General features: G+C 65.9%; 20 protein-coding genes and 1 pseudogene. 12 read left to right on the top strand and 9 right to left on the bottom strand.

From position 1 onward, the window contains the following. Positions 1–261 (top strand): annotated as a pseudogene (locus tag ACQCVD_RS10480) (IS982 family transposase); the annotation flags it as partial. Positions 262–279: 18 nt separating this feature from the next. On the opposite strand, the gene ACQCVD_RS10475 reads toward ACQCVD_RS10480, so the two are convergent. Then, on the bottom strand, positions 280–1032 hold the full coding sequence (locus tag ACQCVD_RS10475; protein WP_426823703.1) for a D-hexose-6-phosphate mutarotase: 753 nt from the start codon (positions 1030–1032) through the stop codon (positions 280–282). Between the two features lie 33 nt (positions 1033–1065). On the opposite strand from ACQCVD_RS10475, the gene ACQCVD_RS10470 reads away from it, so the two are divergent. Beyond that, positions 1066–2346, top strand: coding sequence for an alpha/beta fold hydrolase (locus ACQCVD_RS10470; RefSeq protein ID WP_426823702.1), 1281 nt, complete (start codon positions 1066–1068; stop codon positions 2344–2346). Positions 2347–2415: 69 nt separating this feature from the next. Continuing rightward, positions 2416–3768: an aspartate aminotransferase family protein gene (locus tag ACQCVD_RS10465; protein WP_426823701.1), complete on the top strand. Its 1353-nt coding sequence runs from the start codon at positions 2416–2418 to the stop codon at positions 3766–3768. 513 nt (positions 3769–4281) lie between these two features. Here ACQCVD_RS10465 and aceA read toward each other — a convergent pair. Next, complete coding sequence (gene aceA / locus ACQCVD_RS10460) at positions 4282–5589, bottom strand: isocitrate lyase (protein ID WP_426823700.1); 1308 nt, start codon at positions 5587–5589, stop codon at positions 4282–4284. Positions 5590–6149: 560 nt separating this feature from the next. On the opposite strand from aceA, the gene glcB reads away from it, so the two are divergent. Next, the gene (glcB, locus tag ACQCVD_RS10455; protein ID WP_426823699.1) at positions 6150–8369 is read left to right on the top strand and encodes a malate synthase G; all 2220 of its coding nucleotides are present in this window, start codon (positions 6150–6152) and stop codon (positions 8367–8369) included. A 9-nt stretch (positions 8370–8378) separates the two neighbouring features. On the opposite strand, the gene ACQCVD_RS10450 is transcribed toward glcB, so the two are convergent. Next, positions 8379–8789, bottom strand: a complete 411-nt coding sequence (locus tag ACQCVD_RS10450) for a VOC family protein (protein ID WP_426823698.1) — start codon at positions 8787–8789, stop codon at positions 8379–8381. Positions 8790–8815: 26 nt separating this feature from the next. After that, a complete protein-coding gene (locus tag ACQCVD_RS10445; RefSeq protein WP_426823697.1) occupies positions 8816–9241 on the bottom strand; it encodes a helix-turn-helix transcriptional regulator in 426 nt (141 codons plus the stop codon). A 122-nt stretch (positions 9242–9363) separates the two neighbouring features. Here ACQCVD_RS10445 and ACQCVD_RS10440 point away from each other — a divergent pair, with 122 nt between their 5' ends. The 5 genes from ACQCVD_RS10440 to ACQCVD_RS10420 all read left to right on the top strand — a co-directional run bounded on the left by ACQCVD_RS10440 (position 9364) and on the right by ACQCVD_RS10420 (position 13504). After that, complete coding sequence (locus ACQCVD_RS10440) at positions 9364–9804, top strand: DUF1801 domain-containing protein (RefSeq protein WP_426823696.1); 441 nt, start codon at positions 9364–9366, stop codon at positions 9802–9804. A gap of 149 nt (positions 9805–9953) precedes the next feature. After that, positions 9954–10640, top strand: a complete 687-nt coding sequence (locus ACQCVD_RS10435) for a cupin domain-containing protein (protein WP_426823695.1) — start codon at positions 9954–9956, stop codon at positions 10638–10640. A 142-nt stretch (positions 10641–10782) separates the two neighbouring features. Beyond that, positions 10783–11757, top strand: a complete 975-nt coding sequence (locus ACQCVD_RS10430) for an ABC transporter substrate-binding protein (RefSeq protein ID WP_426823694.1) — start codon at positions 10783–10785, stop codon at positions 11755–11757. Continuing rightward, the gene (locus tag ACQCVD_RS10425) at positions 11754–12713 is read left to right on the top strand and encodes an ABC transporter permease (protein WP_426823693.1); all 960 of its coding nucleotides are present in this window, start codon (positions 11754–11756) and stop codon (positions 12711–12713) included. The genes ACQCVD_RS10430 and ACQCVD_RS10425 overlap by 4 nt, the downstream gene beginning before the upstream one ends. Continuing rightward, positions 12713–13504 carry an ABC transporter ATP-binding protein gene (locus tag ACQCVD_RS10420; RefSeq protein WP_426823692.1) on the top strand — a complete coding sequence of 264 codons (792 nt, stop codon included), beginning with the start codon at positions 12713–12715 and terminating at the stop codon, positions 13502–13504. The genes ACQCVD_RS10425 and ACQCVD_RS10420 overlap by 1 nt, the downstream gene beginning before the upstream one ends. On the opposite strand, the gene ACQCVD_RS10415 is transcribed toward ACQCVD_RS10420, so the two are convergent. Both ACQCVD_RS10415 and ACQCVD_RS10410 read right to left on the bottom strand, forming a co-directional pair. Next, a complete protein-coding gene (locus ACQCVD_RS10415; protein WP_426823691.1) occupies positions 13505–14662 on the bottom strand; it encodes a DUF418 domain-containing protein in 1158 nt (385 codons plus the stop codon). Between the two features lie 69 nt (positions 14663–14731). After that, entirely contained in the window at positions 14732–15952 is a 1221-nt protein-coding gene (locus tag ACQCVD_RS10410) for a DUF418 domain-containing protein (RefSeq protein WP_426823690.1), read from the bottom strand. A gap of 103 nt (positions 15953–16055) precedes the next feature. On the opposite strand from ACQCVD_RS10410, the gene ACQCVD_RS10405 reads away from it, so the two are divergent. The 3 genes from ACQCVD_RS10405 to ACQCVD_RS10395 all read left to right on the top strand — a co-directional run bounded on the left by ACQCVD_RS10405 (position 16056) and on the right by ACQCVD_RS10395 (position 19018). Beyond that, a complete protein-coding gene (locus ACQCVD_RS10405; protein WP_426823689.1) occupies positions 16056–17375 on the top strand; it encodes a hypothetical protein in 1320 nt (439 codons plus the stop codon). Positions 17376–17591: 216 nt separating this feature from the next. Continuing rightward, positions 17592–18542 (top strand): bile acid:sodium symporter family protein, encoded by a 951-nt coding sequence (locus ACQCVD_RS10400; protein ID WP_426823711.1) that lies wholly within the window; start codon positions 17592–17594, stop codon positions 18540–18542. Between the two features lie 344 nt (positions 18543–18886). Further along, a complete protein-coding gene (locus ACQCVD_RS10395) occupies positions 18887–19018 on the top strand; it encodes a hypothetical protein (protein WP_426823688.1) in 132 nt (43 codons plus the stop codon). Positions 19019–19261: 243 nt separating this feature from the next. Here ACQCVD_RS10395 and rbsD read toward each other — a convergent pair whose 3' ends face one another. Genes rbsD through ACQCVD_RS10380 form a run of 3 tightly spaced genes read right to left on the bottom strand, consistent with a single transcriptional unit; the run spans position 19262 to position 21481 of the window. Next, a complete protein-coding gene (rbsD, locus tag ACQCVD_RS10390; protein ID WP_426823687.1) occupies positions 19262–19633 on the bottom strand; it encodes a D-ribose pyranase in 372 nt (123 codons plus the stop codon). Between the two features lie 4 nt (positions 19634–19637). Continuing rightward, on the bottom strand, positions 19638–20546 hold the full coding sequence (locus ACQCVD_RS10385; protein ID WP_426823686.1) for a ribokinase: 909 nt from the start codon (positions 20544–20546) through the stop codon (positions 19638–19640). Next, positions 20543–21481: a D-ribose ABC transporter substrate-binding protein gene (locus ACQCVD_RS10380; RefSeq protein ID WP_426823685.1), complete on the bottom strand. Its 939-nt coding sequence runs from the start codon at positions 21479–21481 to the stop codon at positions 20543–20545. The genes ACQCVD_RS10385 and ACQCVD_RS10380 overlap by 4 nt, the downstream gene beginning before the upstream one ends. Positions 21482–21508: the final 27 nt, after the last annotated feature.

Raw genomic sequence — 21508 nt, 5'->3', positions numbered from 1 at the left:
GGTGTCGAGTTGATCCGGCCGGCCCGGAAAGGGGAAGACCCCAGGCCAGGCAGGCAGTTTCTCAAGCCTCTACGGCAACGGATCGAGTCGGTGTTTGACACGTTGAAAGGCCAGTTGGGCCTGGAGCACCACGGTGGCCGGACCCTTTCCGGGGTGATCAGTCGGATTGTGCGGCGGTTGTTGGCGTTGACCGCGGTGATCTGGCATAACCACGCCACCGGCCAGCCGGTGCTGCGGTCACTGATCGCGTACGACCACTAAACCCCCGGAATCAATCATCTAGAGGGCCGCAACCCCCACCAGCATGCCCAGGGTCGCAGACCCACCGGTGGGCAGAGTGATGCCCCGCAGGTTGGTGCCCAGCTTGGCCGGCTCCACACAGACGAAGTGCCGCCACTCATCCGGACCCACGTCCGGCATAGTGGCGGCTTTCTCCTCTCCTGGATTCCATACCACGGTGTGGTCGGAGCCGAAGCCGTAGACGCTGATCACCCGGTTCGCTGCAGCATCGGTGATGGTGACCGGGGACTCGGCACCCAGATCCCTGGTGGGGGTTACGGGGAAGTAGCGGTCGAAGAGCGAACCGTCGAAGGCGACCGGCTCATCAGCGGCGCCGGAGACCCGGACACCGGTGACATCGGAGACCCGGAAGTAGGGGTGGAAAGCCAGTTGGACGGTGTTCTCCTTCTGCCCCAGGTTCGTGGCGGTCAGGGTCTGGGCGAAACCGTCCGCGGTGGGACGGATGGTCATCTCCAGCGCGATTCCCCGCCAGGTCAGTTTCGCGTCGAAACCACCCTCTTCCTCGGTGACCTGCCACTCCTTGCGCCGGGCCCAGCCGTGGGCGGGTTCCCGGTCGAGTAGATCGTTGAACCACGGGGCGATGACGGGTACTCCGCCCCGGATGGATCCCCCGACCTCGAAGTTCGCAGTCGTGGAGAGATAGAGCAGCTCACCGAGCTGGGAATCCGCGGAGACCAGATGAGCACCGCCCGGGGAAAGCCGGAGATTTCCGGCAGTGAGAAAGTTCGACATGGCGCCAGCCTAGTGATGGATAAGCTGGTGGACATGGCTCTCGTCACCGACTCCACCACCCGCTTCGGACACACCTTCCGCGACCACACTCTTACGGTGCCCTGGAACCATGATGCCCCCGGGGCCACGCTCGACATCTTTGCCCGGGAAATCATCCCGCCCGGTGGTGAAGACCTGCCGACGCTGTTGTACCTCCAGGGTGGACCGGGATTCCCGGCGCCACGTCCGACGGAGCTTTCCGGGTGGCTGGGAGAGGCGCTCAGGAACCACCGCGTGATCCTCCTCGACCAGCGCGGTACGGGGCACTCCGGAAGAATCGACCGTCACGGCGGCCCCGTCACTTTCGACCGGCTCACCTTGCTGCGGGCCGATCAGATCGTCGCTGACTGCGAAACACTCCGGGTGCAGCTGGGGATCCGCCGTTGGTCCCTGCTGGGGCAGAGCTTCGGTGGTTTCTGCATCACCACCTACCTGTCGCGGTATCCGGAGGCTGTCGAGTACGCGTACCTGACCGGCGGGCTACCCATCACCACCGGCCATGCCGACGAACTCTACCGGTCGACCTACCGCAAGCTCGCCGCGCGCCACGAGGACTTCTACCGGCAGGTGCCGTGGGCGCAGGACCGGATCCGGGAGGTCTGCAATCACCTGGATAACTCCGATGAGCATCTGCCCACGGGGGAGCGGTTGTCCTCGCGACGGTTCCGCACGATCGGCATTGAACTGGGCCGGGGCGCCGGCCCCGCCACCCTGGCCTATCTGCTGGAGGAGCCCTTCCACCGGAGCAACGGGGAAAAACGGTTGCGCGGTGACTTCCTCGCGGATGTCGGGGCCCGGGTGAGTTTCGAGGACGCTCCGCTCTACGCCCTGATCCACGAGACGATCTACGGCGGCACCGTGCCAGGCGCCACCAACTGGTCGGCACACCGGATGCGGGAGGAGAGCCCGGGGTTCGCCGAGTATCTGGACCCGCGGGACGCCGAGCCCTTCTATCTGACCGGGGAACACATCTACCCCTGGCAGTTCGAGGAGGATCCGGCGTTGCGCCCCTTCGCGGAACTGGCTGCCCAGCTCGCCGAGACCACCGACTGGCCGATGCCCTATGATCCTGCCGCGCTGGCGGAGGCGGGCGCCACCTGCGCGGCAGCGATCTACGTGGACGATATCTTCGTCCCCATCGAGCACTCCCTGGCCACCGCCGCCCGGTTCCGGGATCTCCGCCCGCACATCACCAATGAACTTCAGCACGACGGTCTGCGCCGGGAGGGGGCGCAGCTCTTCCGACGGCTGCACGAGCTGGTCCGGGATCACTGAAATTCCTGATAACGGCGCTGTTCTTGCCTAGACTCGGGATCAACCCACAGACGAGGAGAGTTGCACCACATGAACCAGACCGACCCGGCGCGCGGCCGCCAGATCGCGGAGAATGACCACCGGCACGTCTTTCACTCCTGGTCCGCCCAGGACAAGATCAGCCCGCTACCGATTGCCACGGCGAAGGGTTCCACCTTCTACGACTACGAGGGAAACGGCTATCTGGATTTCAACTCCCAGATGGTCAACGCCAATCTGGGCCACGGCCACCCGAAGCTGATCCAGGCGATCAAGGACCAGGCCGACCGGCTGGCCACCATCGCCCCCGGTTTCGCGGAGGAGACCCGGACCGAGTTGGCGCGGCTGATCGCCGAGGCCGCCCCGGGAGACCTGGACTACGTCTTCTTCACCAACGGTGGTGCTGATGCCGTCGAGCACGCGGTACGCATGGCACGTCTGCACACCGGACGCCAGAAGATCATGAGCGCGTACCGGTCGTATCACGGCGGCACCAACCTGGCGATCACCCTCACCGGTGAACCCCGCCGCTGGCCAACGCCGGCTGCCGACCCGGGAGTGGTTCACTTCTTCGGGCCTTACCCCTACCAGTCGCCCTTCCACTCGGATTCGCCCGAGCAGGAGACCGAGCGGGCGCTGGAGCACCTGGAGGAGCAGATCATCCTCGAAGGCGCGCACACCATCGCCGCGATTCTGATGGAGCCCGTTGTGGGTGGCAACGGCGTGATCATTCCTCCGCCGGGCTATCTCCGCGGGCTCAAGGAACTGTGTGAGAAGTACGGCATCCTCTACATCGCGGATGAGGTGATGATCGGCTTCGGGCGCATGGGCACCATGTTCGCCGTTGACGCCTTTGACGTTGTGCCGGATCTGCTCACCTTCGCCAAGGGGTCCAACTCCGGCTATGTGCCATTGGGCGGGGTCATCATCAGCTCGAAGATCCGGGAGACTTTCGCTGAGACCGCGTATCCGGGTGGGCTGACCTACTCCGGTCATCCACTGGCCTGCGCTCCCGGCGTGGCCACCTTCGCGGTGTTCGAGGAGGAGAACCTGCTCGACCGCATCAACGACATGGCGGAGCGGGTCATCCGCCCGGCTCTGGAACAGCTGAAGGAGAAGCACGCCTGCGTCGGAGATGTCCGTGGCATGGGGATGTTCTGGGCGATTGAACTGGTCAAGGACAAAGACACCCGCGAGCCACTGGTGCCCTTTGCCCCGAAACCGGAGGAGAACCAGCCGATGGTCGAATACGCCGCGGCCTGCAAGAAGCGGGGGCTGTGGCCCCACACGCACTTCAACCGCACCCATATCGCGCCACCGCTGACCATCACCGAGGAGGATCTGACCCGGGGCCTGCAGATCATTGACGAAGCCCTCGGGGAGATCGACCATTACGCGGGCTGACGAAACCGCTGAGACACCGACCTCTTCACGGAGCCGCTAGGTGATCGCTGGATCGGCGACGTCATAGCGCAACCAGGAGACCTCTCATCCAGCACGGAGTTCACCCGTAACCGGAAGGCGGTGGGGCCGGTGCGGTTGTGCTGCGAATTAGCTGGGAACCGGCCGACTGGGATTGCACCGACCCGCCACTTACAATCTGCTGTACAACGCGGTGCTCATGGTGGAACAGGGGGTGGGCGCAGCACTGTGCATCGACGGTCCGGTGGGTGTCACCCAGAACCTGCACGTCCGGTTTGTGCCGCTCGAACCGCCGTTGTACTCCCGACTGCACCCGTCGTGGAAAGAGGACAGGTGCCTCTCGCCTGTATAACGGCGGTTCCTGGACTGCTTCCGTGCTGAATTAGGGACAGACGACGGCTAAGTGGTCGCTTCCTCCCGGATGCCCCAAACCGCCTCCCCGCGGCCCGGATGGTCTGGGCGCGGGGAGACGGTGGTAGGGGAGTGGGCCGGAGATCAGGCCTTGGTCGCTGCCAGGTTGAACTGGCCTTCTTCAGTGGATCCCTTCAATGCGGTGGTCGATGAAGTCGGATCGACAGTGGTGGCGATGGTGTCGAAGTAGCCCGCACCGACCTCGCGCTGGTGCTTGACGGCGGTGAAGCCCCGTTCCTCGGCGGCCGCGAACTCGCGGTTCTGCAGGTCAACGAAGGAGGTCATGCCATTGCGGGCGTAGCCGTGCGCCAGGTCGAACATGCCGTAGTTCAGCGAGTGGAAGCCGGCCAGGGTGATGAACTGGAACTTGAAGCCCATCGCGGACAGTTCCTTCTGGAACTTGGCGATCTCATCGGCCTCCAGGTGCGCGGACCAGTTGAAGGACGGGGAGCAGTTGTAGGACAGCAGCTGATCCGGGAACTCGTCCTTGACCGCCTCCGCGAACTGCTTGGCCACCTCGAGATCCGGGGTGCCGGTCTCCATCCAGATCATGTCGGCGTAGGGGGCGTATGACTTGGCTCGGGCGATGCAGGGCTCGATGCCGTTGCGGACCCGGTAGTAGCCCTCGGCGGTGCGGTCCCCCTCGATGAAGGGACGGTCCCGCTCATCCACATCGGAGGTGATGAGGGTGGCGGCCTCGGCATCGGTGCGCGCGATGACCAGGGTCGGCGTGTCGGCGACGTCGGCCGCGAGGCGGGCGGAGGTCAGGGTGCGGATGTGCTGCTGAGTGGGGATCAGGACCTTGCCGCCCAGGTGACCACACTTCTTCTCGGAGGCGAGCTGGTCCTCCCAGTGGGAGCCGGCGGTACCGGCGGCGATCATCGCCTTCTGCAGTTCATAGACGTTCAGGGCGCCACCGAAGCCGGCTTCGCCGTCGGCGACGATCGGGACCAGCCAGTTGTCCACGGAATCGTCCCCTTCGACGCGGGCGATCTCATCGGCGCGGAGCAGGGCGTTGTTGATGCGGCGGACGACCTGCGGAACCGAGTTCGCGGGGTAGAGGGACTGATCGGGGTAGGTGTGGCCGGAGAGGTTGGCGTCTCCGGCGACCTGCCAGCCGGAGAGGTAGACCGCCTTCAGTCCGGCGCGGACCTGCTGGACAGCTTGGTTTCCGGTCAGTGCACCGAGAGCATGGATGTAGTCATCTCCGGTGACCCCCTCCCAGAGGATCTCGGCGCCGCGGCGGGCCAGGGTGTGCTCCTCGACCACGGTGCCCTGGAGCTCTGCCACCTGTTCTGCGGTGTAGTCACGGGTGATGCCCGCCCAGCGGGGGTTGGTGTCCCAGTCCTGCTGGATCTCTGCTGCGGTACGTGCCTGTCCGGTGGTGCTCATGTCTGACTCACTTTCGTGGGAATCGGGGTGGAGCCTTGGGGGATGAAGCCAACCCGGTGGCGGGCGATGACGACGGTGGTGCGGGGCGGGTGACCCTGTGAGGAGCCGGAGCTCCAGTCTCGAACGGGGCCCCTGAACGACGTGATCGTGGTCTCGCTACCAGGTGGCGTGATTCACACAATGACCCATCCGGTGAGGTTCGTCAACGAGCTTCAGGGTCAAATTTCTGCGCGGGGGTGGCGGGGGTAATTGCAAAGATTGCGAAGATCTAATCCGGCAATTTTTCCCCGGGGAAGCTGGGATAACGGCGCTGAGCTGGCGCCCGACCGTAGGGATGATTTTCGGTTTGAGGGTGAGCTCTGCAGGGATTTCTCTCCGGGGGAACAGGCTCTCGTGGATTTGGCGGGGGTGGCGCATCGGCCAACTTCGTTAAACCCATTGATTCGTGACAGGCATCACTTACGCTGGTCCCAACGCAGCGCGCTGCACCGCACCGCTCCGCGTCACCGGGCCCCGAATGGGCCTGCCACACCCGCTTTCCGTTTTCAAAGGAGCACCACATGTCCCAGGACACCACCACGATCACCGCCACTGACACCACCGAGCGCGTCACCGCCGGTGGCATGGCGGTGGCCAAGGACCTGCACGCCTTCCTCACCGAGACCGTGCTGCCGCGCGTCGGGGTTGAGTCCGAGGCCTTCTGGGAGGGTTTCGGCGCGCTGGTCCGCGATCTGACCCCGCGGAACCGGGAGCTGCTGGAGCGCCGGGAGGAGCTGCAGACCCAGCTGGATGACTACTACCGCGCCGGGCCCGAGCGGCGGAGCCCGCAGGAACTGGCCGAATTCCTCCGTGAGATCGGTTACCTGGTCAAGTCGCCGGAGACCGGTGAGATCACCACCCGCAACATCGACACGGAGATCTCGGAGACCGCGGGCCCGCAGCTGGTCGTGCCGGTCACCAATGCCCGGTTCGCGATCAACGCCGCCAACGCCCGCTGGGGTTCGCTCTATGACGCCCTCTACGGCACGAACGCCATCCCCGAAACCGACGGGGCTGAGAAGGGAATGAGCTACAACCCGGTCCGTGGCCGGAAGGTCATCGAGTGGACCCGGCGGTTCCTGGACGACGTGCTGCCCCTGTCCGGTGCGAGCCACCTGGATGTTCAGCGGTACGGCATCACTGAAGGCCGACTGATCGCGCATGTCGAAGGTGAGGAGCACTGCCTGGTCAACGAGGAGGCCTACGTCGGCTTCACCGGTGATCTCTATGATCCCGCCTCGATCCTGCTGCGCAACAACGGTCTCCACATCGAACTGCAGATCGACCCGGTCTCACCGATCGGGCAGGACGACCCGGCCGGCATCAAGGACGTCCTCCTGGAGGCGGCGGTCACCACGATCATGGATTTCGAGGATTCCGTCGCCGCGGTCGACGCCACCGACAAGACGCTCGGCTACCGGAACTGGTTCGGCCTGAACACCGGAGAACTGGCGGAGGAGGTCACCAAGAACGGGCGTTCCTTCATCAGGGAGCTCAACGGGGACCGCCTCTACATCGGACGGACCGGATCGGACGTCCGTCTGCACGGCCGTTCCCTGCTGTTCGTCCGCAATGTCGGTCACCTGATGACCAACCCCGCGATCCTGGTGGACGGCGAGGAGATCTTCGAGGGACTGATGGACGCAGTCATCACGGCGCTCTGCGCGATCCCGGGGATCGAGCCGACCAACCGCAGGCGTAACTCCCGCACCGGTTCGATCTATATCGTCAAGCCCAAGCAGCACGGTCCGGAGGAAGTCACCTTCACGGACCAGTTGTTCTCCCGGGTGGAGGACCTGCTCGGCCTGCAGCACAACACCCTGAAGGTCGGCGTCATGGACGAGGAGCGCCGCACCTCCGTCAACCTTGACGCCTGCATCATGGCCGTCGGCGAAAGGCTGGCCTTCATCAACACCGGTTTCCTGGACCGCACCGGAGACGAGATCCACACCTCGATGCATGCCGGCCCGATGGTCCGTAAGGCGCAGATGCAGACCGCCCCCTGGAAGCAGGCCTATGAGGACCACAATGTCGACGCCGGTATCGCCCGAGGTCTGCCGGGTAAGGCTCAGATCGGCAAGGGGATGTGGGCCATGACCGAGCTGATGGGGCAGATGCTGGAAGAAAAGATCGGCCAGCCCCGTCAGGGTGCCAACACCGCGTGGGTCCCCTCGCCGACGGGGGCGACCCTGCACGCCACGCACTATCACCGGGTGGACGTCTTCTCTGTCCAGGAGGAGCTGCGGTCCATCGGGCGACGGGACTCCCTGGAGGACCTGCTCACCGTCCCCGTCGCCGCCGCGCCCGAATGGACCGAGGCGGAGAAGCGGGAGGAGTTGGACAACAACTGCCAATCCATCCTGGGATATGTCGTCCGCTGGGTCGAACAGGGTGTCGGCTGTTCCAAGGTGCCGGACATCCACGACGTCGACCTCATGGAGGATCGCGCCACCCTGCGGATCTCCTCGCAGTTGCTGGCCAACTGGCTGACCCACGGCGTCGTCACGGAGGAACAGATCCTGGAGTCACTGCGCCGGATGGCCAAGGTCGTGGACCAGCAGAATGCCGGTGACCCGAACTACCTGCCGATGGCGGCGGATTATGACTACTCCATCGCCTTCCAGGCTGCGCGGGATCTGATCCTCAAGGGAGCGGATTCCACCACGTCTCCCGCCGGCTACACCGAGCCGATCCTGCATGCCCGCCGCCGCGAGTTCAAGGCACGGGAGGGGTTGGCCTGACGCTCGCCGTCACCTGGTCTGGTTGACCCGGATGTGGTTACCGGCGGGATCACGGAAAGCACAGTCGCGGACACCGTAATCCTGGTCCATCGGTTCCTGGATGATATCGGCACCGCCGGCGACCACCCGGTCGAAGAAGCCATCCAAGTCATCGGTGGTGAGGATGACACCGGCGTAGACCCCCTTGGCGATCAGTTCGAGGATGACCCGGCGTTCCTCCTCGGTGATGCCGGGGTCAACGGCGGGTGGCTGCAGCACGATCGCGGTGTCGGGTTGGCTGGCCGGGCCGACGGTGATCCATCGCATGTCCTCGTATCCGACGTCGTTGCGGACCTCGAAGCCGAGCACGTCCCGGTAGAACTGCAGCGAGGCCTCCGGGTCGGTGTGGGGGAGAAAGGAATTCTGAATCTTGGTTGCCATGGTTCTGACGTTAGAACGTCGCGGGGCTACCGCGCTTCTTGATTCCTGACGGGTCTGGTCACCTGCCTGGCCACGCATGGCGGAATACCCTCCGCCTCTCCGCCGTGTTCCCGGCAGTACACGCTGGGCGGGATTCCCACCAGTTCCGTGAACCGGGTGCTGAAGGTTCCCAGGGAGGAGGAGCCGACGGCGAAACATACGTCCGTGACGGTCAGGTCGCCGCGGCGCAGCAGGGTCTTGGCCCGCTCGATGCGCCGGGTCATCAGGTAGGAGTAGGGGGACTCACCGTAGATCCGGCGGAACTCCCGGCTCAGGTGGCCGGCGGACATGTAGACGCCGCGAGCCAGTTCCGGAACATTGAGGGGCTGGTCGTACTCGCGGTCGATGCGGTCCCGGACCCGCCGGACAGCCGCAATGTCTGCCAGCTGCTGCGGCGCGGTGTCCTTGTCCATGTCTTGAATCTTAGGGCAGAAAGCGGAACGGACCGACCGTGGTGAGTGATCAGGAAACAAGAAGCTTCCCACCCGATGCCACGGTTAGTCTCAGCGGTAACGGGATGGAAAGGAAGGGCACCATGGGATCAGCACACGGTGGTTTCACCGGGCAGGAACGCGACGCGATGAAGGAACGGGCGGCGGAACTCAAGACGGAGGCGCAGCGTCCCCGGGGTGGTAAGCGGGCAGCGGAGGAACTCGACCTGCTCCACAAGATCCAGGGGATGACGGAACCGGACCGTCTGCTCGCCGAGCGGATTCACCTGATCGTGCGGGAGGAGGCCCCCGACCTGGCTCCGAAGCTCTGGTACGGGCAACCGGCCTGGGCACGGAACGGCACGGTGATCTGCTTCTTCCGCAGTGGCCATGATGACGGGGAACGTTACTCGACCCTCGGCTTCACACCGCAGGCGACATTGGATGACCCGGAAGGGGTGTGGGCCAGCTCCTTCGCCGTCACCGCGCTTTCCGACGCCGCGGTGGAGCGCATTGTGGTGCTGGTCCGGAAGGCGGTCTCCTAGGCGGCTACAGCGGTAATGAGACGATAAAATCGCAGGTCACAGTGTGATGTCGGGGCTTGTCCGCACAGGTGGGGGAGCGTAATTTCAGAGGTAGCGGAACGTCCCTCCACGTCCTCGGAGGAACAACCTTGAAGCCCGAAGGGTGTCTGATGGAAACCTCGGAGAAGACTCTCGTCACCGGCCGGAGACTCGACGGGGACGGTAACCCCATCGACGGCACCGGCTTCGAATACGCCGCGGAGGGGCCGATCGCCGAGGTCCTCGCCGCGCGCATCGGCCCGCTCTACTCGAATCCCGATTTCGGTGAATGGGGAGTGAAACTGGTGGAGAGTGCCGAACGTTTCCGGTTCGCCACGGTATATCAGGCGGGGCATCTGGGTGTCGCCGAGCATTTCCATCCCCGTTACGAGGAGTACCTGGAAGTGCTGCAGGGGGAGTTCCGGTTCATGATCGACGGGGAGGAACGTCTGCTGAACACCGGTGACAAGCTGGACATCCCCCGGGGTGTCCGTCACGGGTTCCGGTTCGCCGGAACAGGGTATGGCTCACTCCTGATCGAGAGCGTCCCACCCGGCCGTCTGCCCCAGTTTCTGCCGATCCTTGTGGGGTTGGGGCAGAAGGGCAAACTCACTCGGACGGGGAGACCACCGTTGTTGCAGGCCTTGACTATGGCGCACGCGCTGGAGGACGACACCGTCTATACCTTTCCGCCTCCGGTGCTCATGCGCCCACTGGCCCGGCTGGTCGGTCCGCAGGTGAATCGGTTCGGCAGTCGGCGAGACCATCAGCGCTACCTCTCGGATGAATTCTGGGAGCAGCGGGTGGAGCAGCCCTGAAAACGCGGAGGCGGGCGGCGTCCGTAAGCGGCGGAAAAACTCCCGCCCGGAGTCTCCACATATGAGCTGAGATACAAGTAAGTTCATTGGTGATTGAGCTCATTGTCAGGTGAGCGGCTCCCGACGAGAGAAAGACACCGCCATGTTCTCCCCCCGTAAGATCCTTGCCGGCATCGTCGCCGTCGGCGCACTGACCCTGTCCGCCTGCTCCGGTGAATCCGAAAGCGGGGATGCCGGCGGAGAGGCCTACCGCATCGGCATCAACCAGCTGGTGCAGCACCCGGCTCTCGACGCCGCCTCCACCGGCTTCAAGCAGGCCTTCGAGGATGCCGGTGTCGAGGTGGAGTTCGATGAGCAGAACGCCAACGGTGAACAGTCCACCGCGCTGACCATAGCCCAACAGTTCGCCTCGGACGACCTGGACCTGGTGCTGGCGGTGGCCACCCCGGCGGCACAGGCTACCGCCCAGAACATCCCCGACACCCCGGTGCTCTTCACCGCAGTGACCGACCCGGTGGCCGCCGAGCTGGTGGACTCCAACGAATCACCCGGCGGCAACATCACGGGCACCTCCGATGCGGCCCCGATCGAGGAACAGCTCGACCTGTTGCATGAGCTGGTCCCGGACGCCGAGAGCCTCGGCATCGTCTACGCCTCCGGCGAGGTCAACTCCCAGGTCCAGGTCGACGCCGTGACCGAGGCCGCCGAGCCGCGGGGCATCGAGGTGCGTTCCCAGACGGTGACCACCGTCAACGAGATCCAGCAGGCGGTGGACGCCCTCGGTGACGTGGACGCCATCTACGTGCCCACGGACAACATGGTGGTCTCAGGCATCGCCTCCCTGATCCAGGTCGCCGAGCAGGACTCCATCCCGGTGATCGGGGCGGAGGCCGGCACCGTCGAGGGCGGCGCCACAGCGACGATCGGCATCGACTACACCGAACTCGGCCGCCAGACGGGGGAGATGGCCCTGGACATCCTGCGCAACGGGGCGGATCCGGCCACCACCGCCGTCCAGACCGCCAAGGAATTCACCTACGTGATCAACGAGGACGCCGCGGAGCGTCAGGGAGTGACCATCCCGGAGCACATTCTCAGCGAGGCTGAGCGGGTATGATCGGCGCGCTCGAGGTCGGTCTGATCTACGGGGTCATGGCGCTCGGGGTCTACCTGACCTTCCGGGTGCTCAATTTCCCCGATCTGACCGTCGACGGCAGTTTCACCACCGGTGCCGCCACCGCCGCGATCGGGTTGCTCAACGGTTGGCACCCCGTCGTGGCCACCCTGGCGGGCTTCGGGACGGGATTCCTCGCCGGGGTCGTGACCGGCCTACTGCACACCAAGGGCCGTATCGACGGCCTGCTCGCTGGCATCCTGACGATGATCGCCCTGTGGTCGATCAACCTGCGCATCATGGACGGTGCCAACGTCCCCCTGCTGCGGCAGGACACGCTGTTCAGCCCGCTGCGCGAGGCGGGGCTGCTCGGGAACTGGGCGGGCGTGGGTATCCTGCTGGCCGCCGTCTGTCTCCTGGGGGCGGTGGTGGTGTGGTTCCTGAGCACCGACCTCGGCCTGTCCATCCGGGCGACGGGCGACAACGGTCCCATGATCGCCGCCTACGGGGTGTCCACCGACTTCACCAAGACTCTCACGCTGGCCCTGTCCAACGGCTTCGTGGGCATGTGCGGCGCCCTGATCGCCCAGTACCAGGGTTTCTCCGACATCTCCATGGGCATCGGCCTGATTCTGGTGGGACTGGCCTCCGTGATCATGGGGCAGGCCGTGTTCGGACAGCGCTTCCTGTGGCTGGCCGTCTACGCCGTGATCGTCGGTTCCGTGCTCTACCGGATCATCATCTTCGCCGCGCTGCGCGTCGGCCTGGACCCGAACGACATGAAGGCGATCACCGCCCTGCTGGTCATCATCGCCCTGCTCCTGCCACGGTGGAAGGGGATCACCGAACGCTTCACCCGGCGTCCCGCCGCGGGCGCGATCCCGGACCCGCCGGCCGGGCAGGAGGCGGCGGTGGCCGCGGCGTCGGCAAGCGGTGCCGGTGCGGGAGGGAAAAGCTGATGCTGCACATCGAATCCGTGTCGCGGACCTTCTTCCCGGGCACCGTCAACGAACGACGCGCGCTCGACCGTGTCTCACTGGTCCTCAACGAGGGGGACTTCGTCACCGTCATCGGCTCCAACGGCGCCGGGAAATCGACGCTGCTCAACGCAGTCGCCGGACGGTTGTTCCCGGATCAGGGCGTCATCACCATCGGCGGTACCGATGTCACCCGGATCCCCGAGTACAAACGGGCGAAGTTCGTGGGGCGGGTCTTCCAGGATCCGCTGGCCGGTACCGCGCCGAACCTCACGATCGAGGAGAACCTCTCCCTGGCACTGCGCCGAGGTGGTTCACGTGGACTGGGACTGAGTCTGAGCAACCGGCGCCGGGAATTGTTCACCGAGCAGCTGGCCAGCCTGGAGCTCGGGCTGGAGAACCGGCTGAAGGCCAAGGTCGGCCTGCTTTCCGGCGGGCAGCGGCAGGCATTGTCCCTGCTGATGGCGGGGTTCACCGAACCGCAGATCATGCTGCTGGACGAGCACACCGCGGCCCTGGATCCGCAGCGTGCCGAGCTGGTGACCGGGCTGACCGAACGGATCGTGGCCGAGGGTGGGCTGACCACCCTGATGGTCACCCATAACATGGAGCAGGCCCTGCGGCTGGGCAACCGGTTGATCATGATGCACGAGGGCCGGATCATCTACGAGGCCGATCAGGACCGTAAATCCGGGTTGACCGTGAAGGATCTACTGGGGGAGTTCGCGAACGTCAAGGGCGCCACCCTGTCGGACAAGACGCTGCTGAGTTAACTACCGGCGGCCGGCCGTGGCAACCGGAACGGCGGCACCGGGCGTGGTGCGGTCGGTCGCGGCGTCGATGGCCCGGTTCAGCAGCTCCTCCAATGGTCCCCGTCGGAAGCGCAGCTTCCACAGCACGGCGGCGCCGACCGCGATGACGATGGTGAGCACCAGCGCGCCGGGGTAGCCCACCCCGAACTCATAATCCGCCATGACCAGTTCATAGGGGAGAACCCCGCCAGTGAAGCCACCCATCACCAGGCTGGCGGTCAGCACGTGGAGGACATAGACGGTCAGTCCCATCGAGCCCATGGCACGGAGCGGGTACAGGGCGCGGGTCACCGCCGCCGAGCGGGTCAGCAGCAGACACGCCATGATCACCGTCAGCGAAAAGCAGATGCAGGTCAGCTGATCGATGATCCCGCCGGAGTGGCCCTCCGGGGAGAGGTACCGGTACATCGGCTCGTCCAGCAGCACCGGCGGTTCCTCGACATCTGCGGGATCATCGCTGTACCTCGCCGGCATGCCGGCCTTGGCCAGCGGGATCGTGCCCAGCAGACTGCGCAGCCACAGGCCCGCGGTGGTACCGAGCACCCCCACGATGAGCACCACCGCCTGGGCGGCGGGGCGGGTGAGCAGCAGCCGGTGCACCAGCATGCCCACCAGCACATAACCGAGCCAGGCGAACAGGGGATAGGCACCGTCGAACAACTCGCTGAGCTCCATCGCGCCGGGAAAGAACAGCTGAACGGCTGGCCCGCTGAGAAGGAAGGTCATCACCAGCGCCACCAGGGTGGAGGTGCGCGCCTGGATCGCGGGGATGAGCAGGGCCATTGCCACCCCGAGGGGGATCAGCACCACCAGGATCGAGACCTGGACCAGGCGCATCAGAACGCCGATCCCGACCAGAATCACTCCCCGGACCAGCAGGCGGTGGCGGGTGTGCGCCCACGGCTCCCCGCCCTCCCGGGCCGACCGGACCCCCATGAGTGACAGCGTGACCCCGGCCAGCACCGCGAAGAGCGCCGAAGGCAGACTGTCGGTCATGGACACCATTGTCTGCCCCAGCCAGGAGTCGGCGTCATCAGCGCTCAAGTGTGCGTAGATCATCCCCAGGACGGCGATCGCACGGGCGAGATCGACGCCGTGGACACGAACCTTGGCCGACATTCTTCAGACTCCTCAGGACAGGGACGGCGGACCCCGTCATCCTAGAGTGTCGCCGGAGACCCCGCGGCGTCAGGAGCCGTCGGCTCCACCCGCCCGCCTGTCGGCGCGGCCCGGGAGGTCCTGCCGGGTGGAGCGCACCACGCAGCGGTTCAGGAGTTCCTCGCAGGGCCCGCGCCGGAACCTCAGCCGCCACAGGGTGGCCCCCACCACCGCGATCAGGAGCGTGAGCCAGAAGGCCAGGGTGGTGCTCTCCGGAAGCTGGTCCAGGTACTCCTCCCAGGTGCCGGTCCCGTGCAGGCCGTAGCCGAGGCCGCCGAGCACCGCACTGCCGGTGAGGACGTGCAGCACATAGGTGGACAACGCCATCGAGCCGGTGGCCCGCAGCGGGTAGAACACAGTGGTCAGCATGGCGGACCGACACAGCAGCAGGCACAGGGCGATCACCGCGACAGCGGCGGTGATGTTGGTCAACTGCTCCACCAGGCCACCGGTGTGCGATATCGGGGACAGGAAAACGAAGGCACTGGCCGGGAGCTGGACGGGGGCGTCCGGATTCGCCAGCGACGTGTCATAGAGTCCTTCACTGGACACGGTTTCCGAGCCCAGCAGCGAGCGGGTGCTCAGGCCCGCCCATACGACGACGGCCCCTGCGGCAGCGAGCACACCGAGCAGGAACGACGGAGGCCGAATGGTCACGAGCCACCGGTGGACCAGGACCCCCACCGTGACATAGGTCAGCCAGGCGAAGAGGGGGTACGCTCCGCCGAGCAGCGCACTGGTGGCGAAGAATCCGGGTATGGCCACCTGCAACACCGGTCCGAGCAGCAGCAGGATGAGGGCCAGCCACACCAGCGTGCCGGTCCGCGCCCGGGGAGTCCAGCTCAGCAGCACCATGGCGATGCCCAGGGAGACCAGCACCACCGCGATGGATTGCTGCAGTTGGGTCAGCAGAAAACCCAGCACGGTGACCAGGATGCCGCGGCTGACCAGGCGATTGCGGCTGTAGGCGAGTGCCGGGCCGCCCTCGAGCGCCGCCGGGGTCCCGATGATGGACAGCGAGACTCCGGTCAACACGGCGAACAGGGCGGAGGGAAGACCGGTCCGGGCGTCCATCAGGATGCCGCTGACCCCGCTGTAGGGAAGCTCCGGACCGAGGTGGGAGAAGACCATGCCGAACACCGCCACGGCGCGGGCGAGATCGAGGGCGTGGATGCGGGGCTTTGCTGCCGACGGCGTGGGAACGGGGGCTGGCCGCACGAGCGCGGCGCCGGCGGGGGATATGGTGTTCATCCGGGTGCTCCTGACCTCGGCCGAGTCTGACGTGCTCAGCATAAGCCTTGGTCACCGGGGGAACCGCGGTTTTCGCCTGGGAGTTGCCGTGGTGTGATCAGGTATGATCAAACGGCCGTTCGGGTGGGGCGTGGCGGTGTCCGGTGGCGGGGCTAATGTGGCGGAAATGTACAACTCGCTGGAGATCATCCACCTCGATGATTACGTCACGGTGTTCACCCATCCCGAGGGTTTCCGGCACCTGGCCGAGGCTGGCCTGCGCACCACGGCGCCACTGCTGGTGCCGTCCGCGATGGAGGTGTTCCAGGATGCGGCTGAGTTGCGGCATTATCAGTGGGACACGATCGGGGCCACGAGTTCCATGACCTACCCGTTGGAGTCCGGGCCGGAAATCCGCGGTGTCACCAGACTCGGTGCGGAGACCACGAACCGGGTGCTCGGTGCCTACACCCTGCACCGGTTCCGTGAGATTCCCGGGAGCACCGACCTCGTCCTGGCCGACGTTCACGCGGAAGTGCCGGTGCCGGAACGCCTCGAGCTGCTGTTTCCCGCTCGGCTGACCGGAGAGTTCGCGCCGGGGGCCGTCGTCTGGGGCGTATTCGACCGGGTGGCGGACATCACCGAGCTGCCCATGGAGCAGGTGCTCAGTTCCCGCCACCCGAACCTCATCTTCCGGCTGGTGCTGGCGCTGAGCCGGGGTGATAAAACGCTGTGGCAGCTGATGCTCGAGCTGGGGGAGTCCAGTTCCGCGGTCATCGGGGCAGCCGAGCTGGCCGCGAACGAGGGGTTCCGGGTGCGCGACGAGGGGGTCGCCCCCGTGCGGTACAGGCTCTACGAGCCACGCTCCCGGGCCACTCACGCGGATCCCGCTTCGGCCACGGGGATGGGTGGACAGGACGTCCGCGGCATTCCCATGGATGAGGACGCCTACCGTGCGCTGCTGTGCATCCTCGACCGGGTCCTGACCGCCCCGGGCCTGGCGGACGACGACGATCTCATGGAGCAGGTGACCCAGATGCTGCGTCTGGTCACCACCTCCGCCCCGCGTCGGGTGCTGGCGGAACACGGCCACTTCGCCGCCGGACCCCCGTCCCCGGAGGGAACCGTGGACTGGGACGGGCTGGAGGACTGGATCGCGGACCGGGAGCCGTTCGTGGATGAGCAGCTGCTGCTGCTCGGCCACGGGAAGCGTATCGACGCCTCGGTTCTCGCGGCACTGCGTCGGGCCTGCGCGGACTACGCACTCCTGCGGGTCGAGACCAATGACGGAGTGGGCAGGGTGGTGGAGGCCCGGAAACTGGGATTCAACTGGTCCGTGGAGCGGATCCTCCAGGGGTTCGACCGTGCGACCGGGCAACGGGTCCGAATCAGGGTGGCGGAGCTGAGGCAGGTCGAGTATCTGGGACAGCCGTGGTACCGCTGATGAATAGGGGTGATGTGTGGCACACGATGCCGTGGGTACTAACCTTGATTACGTTGCCGACCCGCGACGTTCGATCCTGTGCCCACCCCTGCACGGACCTGGTACCCGTCATCGACAGGAGTAGCAACTGTGTCTCAGGCATCCGATCCATCCACCACCCCGGCCGCCGGGGAGAAGCGGCAGACCCCGCAGCAGGAGGACCGTTCCGCGAAGTTCGTGGTCACGGCCTTCCCGTTGTTCATTCTGGTGGGCACCGCCATCGCCTTCATGTTCCCGGAACCGTTTATCCCGCTGACGGACTACATCAACATCTTCCTGATGATAATCATGTTCGCGATGGGGCTGACCCTGACCATTCCAGACTTCAAGGTGGTGGCCAGACGTCCCACGCCGGTGTTGATCGGAGTGGTCGCCCAGTTCGTCATCATGCCGTTGTTGGCGATCGGCGTGGCCAAGCTGCTCGGACTCAACCCGGCACTGGCTGTCGGCCTGCTCATGTTGGGTTCCGTGCCCGGTGGTACCTCCTCGAACGTGATCACCTTCCTGGCGAAGGGGGACGTCGCACTGTCCGTGGCCATGACGAGCGTGTCCACGCTGGTCTCGCCGATCATGACGCCGGCCCTGATGCTGCTGCTGGCGGGCACCCGCACCGAGGTCGACGGCTGGGGCATGGCCCTGTCCCTGGTGCAGACGGTCCTGCTGCCGGTCATCGGTGGCCTGGTCATCCGCTATGTGGCCAACCGCGTGGTGGACAAGGTTTCCGCGGTGCTGCCCTGGGTATCGATTCTGGGCATCGGCGGTGTGGTCTTCGGGGCGGTGGCCGCCAACGCGGAGCGGCTCGCCCAGGTCGGCCTGATCGTCTTCGGGGCGGTGCTGCTGCACAACGTGCTGGGTTACGTCCTCGGCTACGTCACCGGCAGACTCTTTCGTCTGCCGGAGACCTCGAACCGCACCATGGCCGTTGAGATCGGTACCCAGTCCGCTGGGCTCGCCTCCGGGATGTCCGCCAGGTTCTTCAGTCCCGAGGCCGCTCTGCCGGGCGCAGTGGCCGCGGTCATGCACAACATCACGGGTGCCGTCTACGTCGCGATCACCCGCCGTTTCCCGCTGCCGGAGGAGAAGATCACGGCACAGCCGGAACGGGATGAGAAGGTGACGGTGGCATAGCCTGACCCGGATGAGAGGTGTGGTTGTCGCGGCCCCTGATGGGCTAGTATTTCTGCAGAATCCCATCAATTGAGTTGCGAGAGAAACGGCGGCGCTGATGAATGCTTTTCAATCGGGTCGGGATGACGTGACACTGACTGTTACTGAAGTCACCGAGTTTGACCGGATGACTGCCGTGTTCGATGTCGTCGAGGAACACCTGCTGGATCCGCACCTGCTGACCCAGATCTACTCCTCCTAGTGAAGTCGCCGTGCCGGCGAGATGAAAGGGCCGTCCCGGTCCGGACCAGAGGTCCGGACTGGACGGCTCTGTGCTTTCCCGGGGAAACCTCAAGGATGGGCAGGTGTCCCGCGTAGCGTCACGGCGACAGGTAAAGCACCTGCCCCGGGCCATCGCGGCGATGTTCCGCACGCTCGTCGCCGTCCTTGATTCCGACCCCGCGGAACAGGACCTCTCCCGGACCGGGAATCGCTGACCTTCTCCGGCAATAGACTCGGCACCACGACATGAAAACGGGGCGGCGGGGGCCGGCCGGGGTGGTGGCGGGTTGTTCCCGGAGAGGGCCACCGTGGTCACTGTCCCGGGTGGGAAGTTGGCACAGGTCGCTCAGCGGTTCGGGCGGTCCTTCGCGCAGCAGCGGGCCATCCGGGCCGGGCGGCGCCGGATCGAGAAGCCGACCTTGTGGGACGACCACGGCCCCCACCCTTGTAAACCGTCCTCAGAACGGCACCCCGGAGCGGAAGATCACATTGGCGTAGGGGATTGTTTCGCCGGTACGCACCACAAAGGAGGCTTGACCGACCAGACGTTTCAACTCCTCATGACTGACTTCTTCGGGATCGGGTGGCAGGTGCCCGCGTACCTGATCCGGAGTCTCGCTCGCGATCACCGCCCCTTCGACCACGACCTCATCCAGCAGAGCCGAGACGACCTCGGAGAAACGGGGAACACCGAACACCAACGTCAGGTCCACCACCGGAACCATAGCGGGGATCGGCAGTCCGGCATCGGCCACCACGAAGGTGTCCGTGTGGCCGAGCCGGGCCACGTGCCCGACCAGGGCAGGATTGAGCAGACCGTGTTTGCGCACCGGTCTACCCCTGTACTTCCGGCAGCACGGCCGCGAGACCCGGGTAGGAATTCTGGGCACCGGCGGAGAGGGTGGTGAAGGCACCGACGCGGGCGGCGTGCCGGGCAGCGGCGACCATGTCGTCGCCGGCCAGCAGGCGGGCGACGAAGGCCCCGGCGAAAGCGTCACCGGCACCGGTGGTGTCCACCGCCTGCACCTTCGGGGTCGGAATATCCATGATCTTCTCCGGCGTGGCCACCAGGGCGCCGTGAGCACCCAGGGTGAGCACGACGGAAGTGAAACCGGCCTCGAGGAGGGCGGTGGCCAGCTCGCGGGGTTCCTCCGTCGCCGCCTGAACTCCCAGCTGTTCGAGAATGAGCCCCGCCTCATGCTCGTTGGCCATGATGGGGTCGGCCTTGAGCAGGGCGTCGCGCGGGACGTCGATGACCGGTGCGAGGTTGACCACCACGCGGCCTCCGGCCAACTCGGTGGCGGCGGCGAAACCGGAGGCCGGGATCTCCCCCTGGAGCAGAGTGATCTCGGCCTCGCGGAGCGCATCGGCGTGCTGCCGCACCTGTTCATCGGTCACGGTGGCGTTCGCCCCGGGCACGAAGATGATGGTGTTCTCCCCGTCATCGGCAACGGCGATCACGGCTAGACCGGTGGTCTCGCCGGTGATGTCCACCGCATCCAGATTGACGCCGGATTCCCGGAGGAGGGTGGTGGCCGGGGCGGCGTAGGGGTCCGAACCGACCGCGCCGATCATGGTGACGTCCGCTCCCTGCAGGGAGGCGGCGAGCGCTTGGTTGGCGCCCTTGCCACCGGGGGTGATGCCGCCGCCGGCCCCGAGCAGAGTCTCACCCGGCTTGGGGTGGCGCGCTACCCGGACTCCCAGGTCGGCGTTGATCGAACCTACGACAACGACGCCGCTCACTGGAAATCACCGACGTTCTCGTTGGTGACGGTGATGACCTCGACCGGAACCTCGGTCTCGGCTTCCTGGTCCTCGAGCAGCTTGGCGGCCTCCTCCACGGCGCGGGCACCGAGCTCCGCCGGCTGCTGGGCGATGGTGGCGGTCATGGTGCCGTCCTCGACGGCGGCCAATCCCTCATCGGTGCCGTCGAAACCGACGACGGTGACCTCGGAGTCGGCGCGGTTGCCCAGTGCCTCGATCGCACCGAGCGCCATCTCGTCGTTCTCGGCGAAGATCGCCTTGACGTCCGGGTGGGCCTGCAGCAGGTTGGTGGCCACGTCCAGGCCCTCACCCCGGTCGAAGTTGGCGGTCTGCTGGGCGACGACGTTGATGCCCGGGTACTCCGCGATGCCCTCAGCGAATCCCTGGCCGCGGTCGCGTGACGAGGAAGATCCGCTGACTCCCTGCAGCACCAGGATGTCACCTTCCACGCCGATGGCCTCTGCGAGGGCGTCGGCGGCCTGCCGGCCGCCGGCGACGTTGTCGGAGGCGACGAAGGAGGCGATGTCCCCGCCGTTGGAAGAGCGGTCGACGGCAATGACGGGGATGTCGGCGTTGTTCAACGCTTCCACGGCGGGCACCACAGCGTCCGAGTCAGTCGGGTTGACGATGACCACGGACGCACCGGTGGTGGCGGCGTTATTGAGCTGGTTGGACTGGGTGGACGGGTCATCCGAGGCATCCTGCACGTTGAGGTTGACCCCGAGTTCATCGGCCTTTTCCTGGGCACCCTCGCGCAGCTGGACGAAGAACGGGTTGGTCTGGGTCGACAACGCCAGGGTGACGTCGCCCGCGGCACCGGCCGAATCGCGGTTGCAGGCGGTCAGGCCGAAGGCCAGGGTGGCGGACGCCACGAGGGCGACCGAGGAGCGGAGAAGCTTGCGGGTGGAGATCATGACGGGATTCCTTTCAGGGAAGGGAGA

Origin of the sequence: Corynebacterium halotolerans (assembly GCF_050107895.1) — a bacterium.
GTDB lineage: Bacteria > Actinomycetota > Actinomycetes > Mycobacteriales > Mycobacteriaceae > Corynebacterium > Corynebacterium halotolerans_B.
The sequence above is the reverse complement of the archived record's forward strand: the minus strand, read 5'-3'. Positions and strand labels throughout refer to the sequence as shown.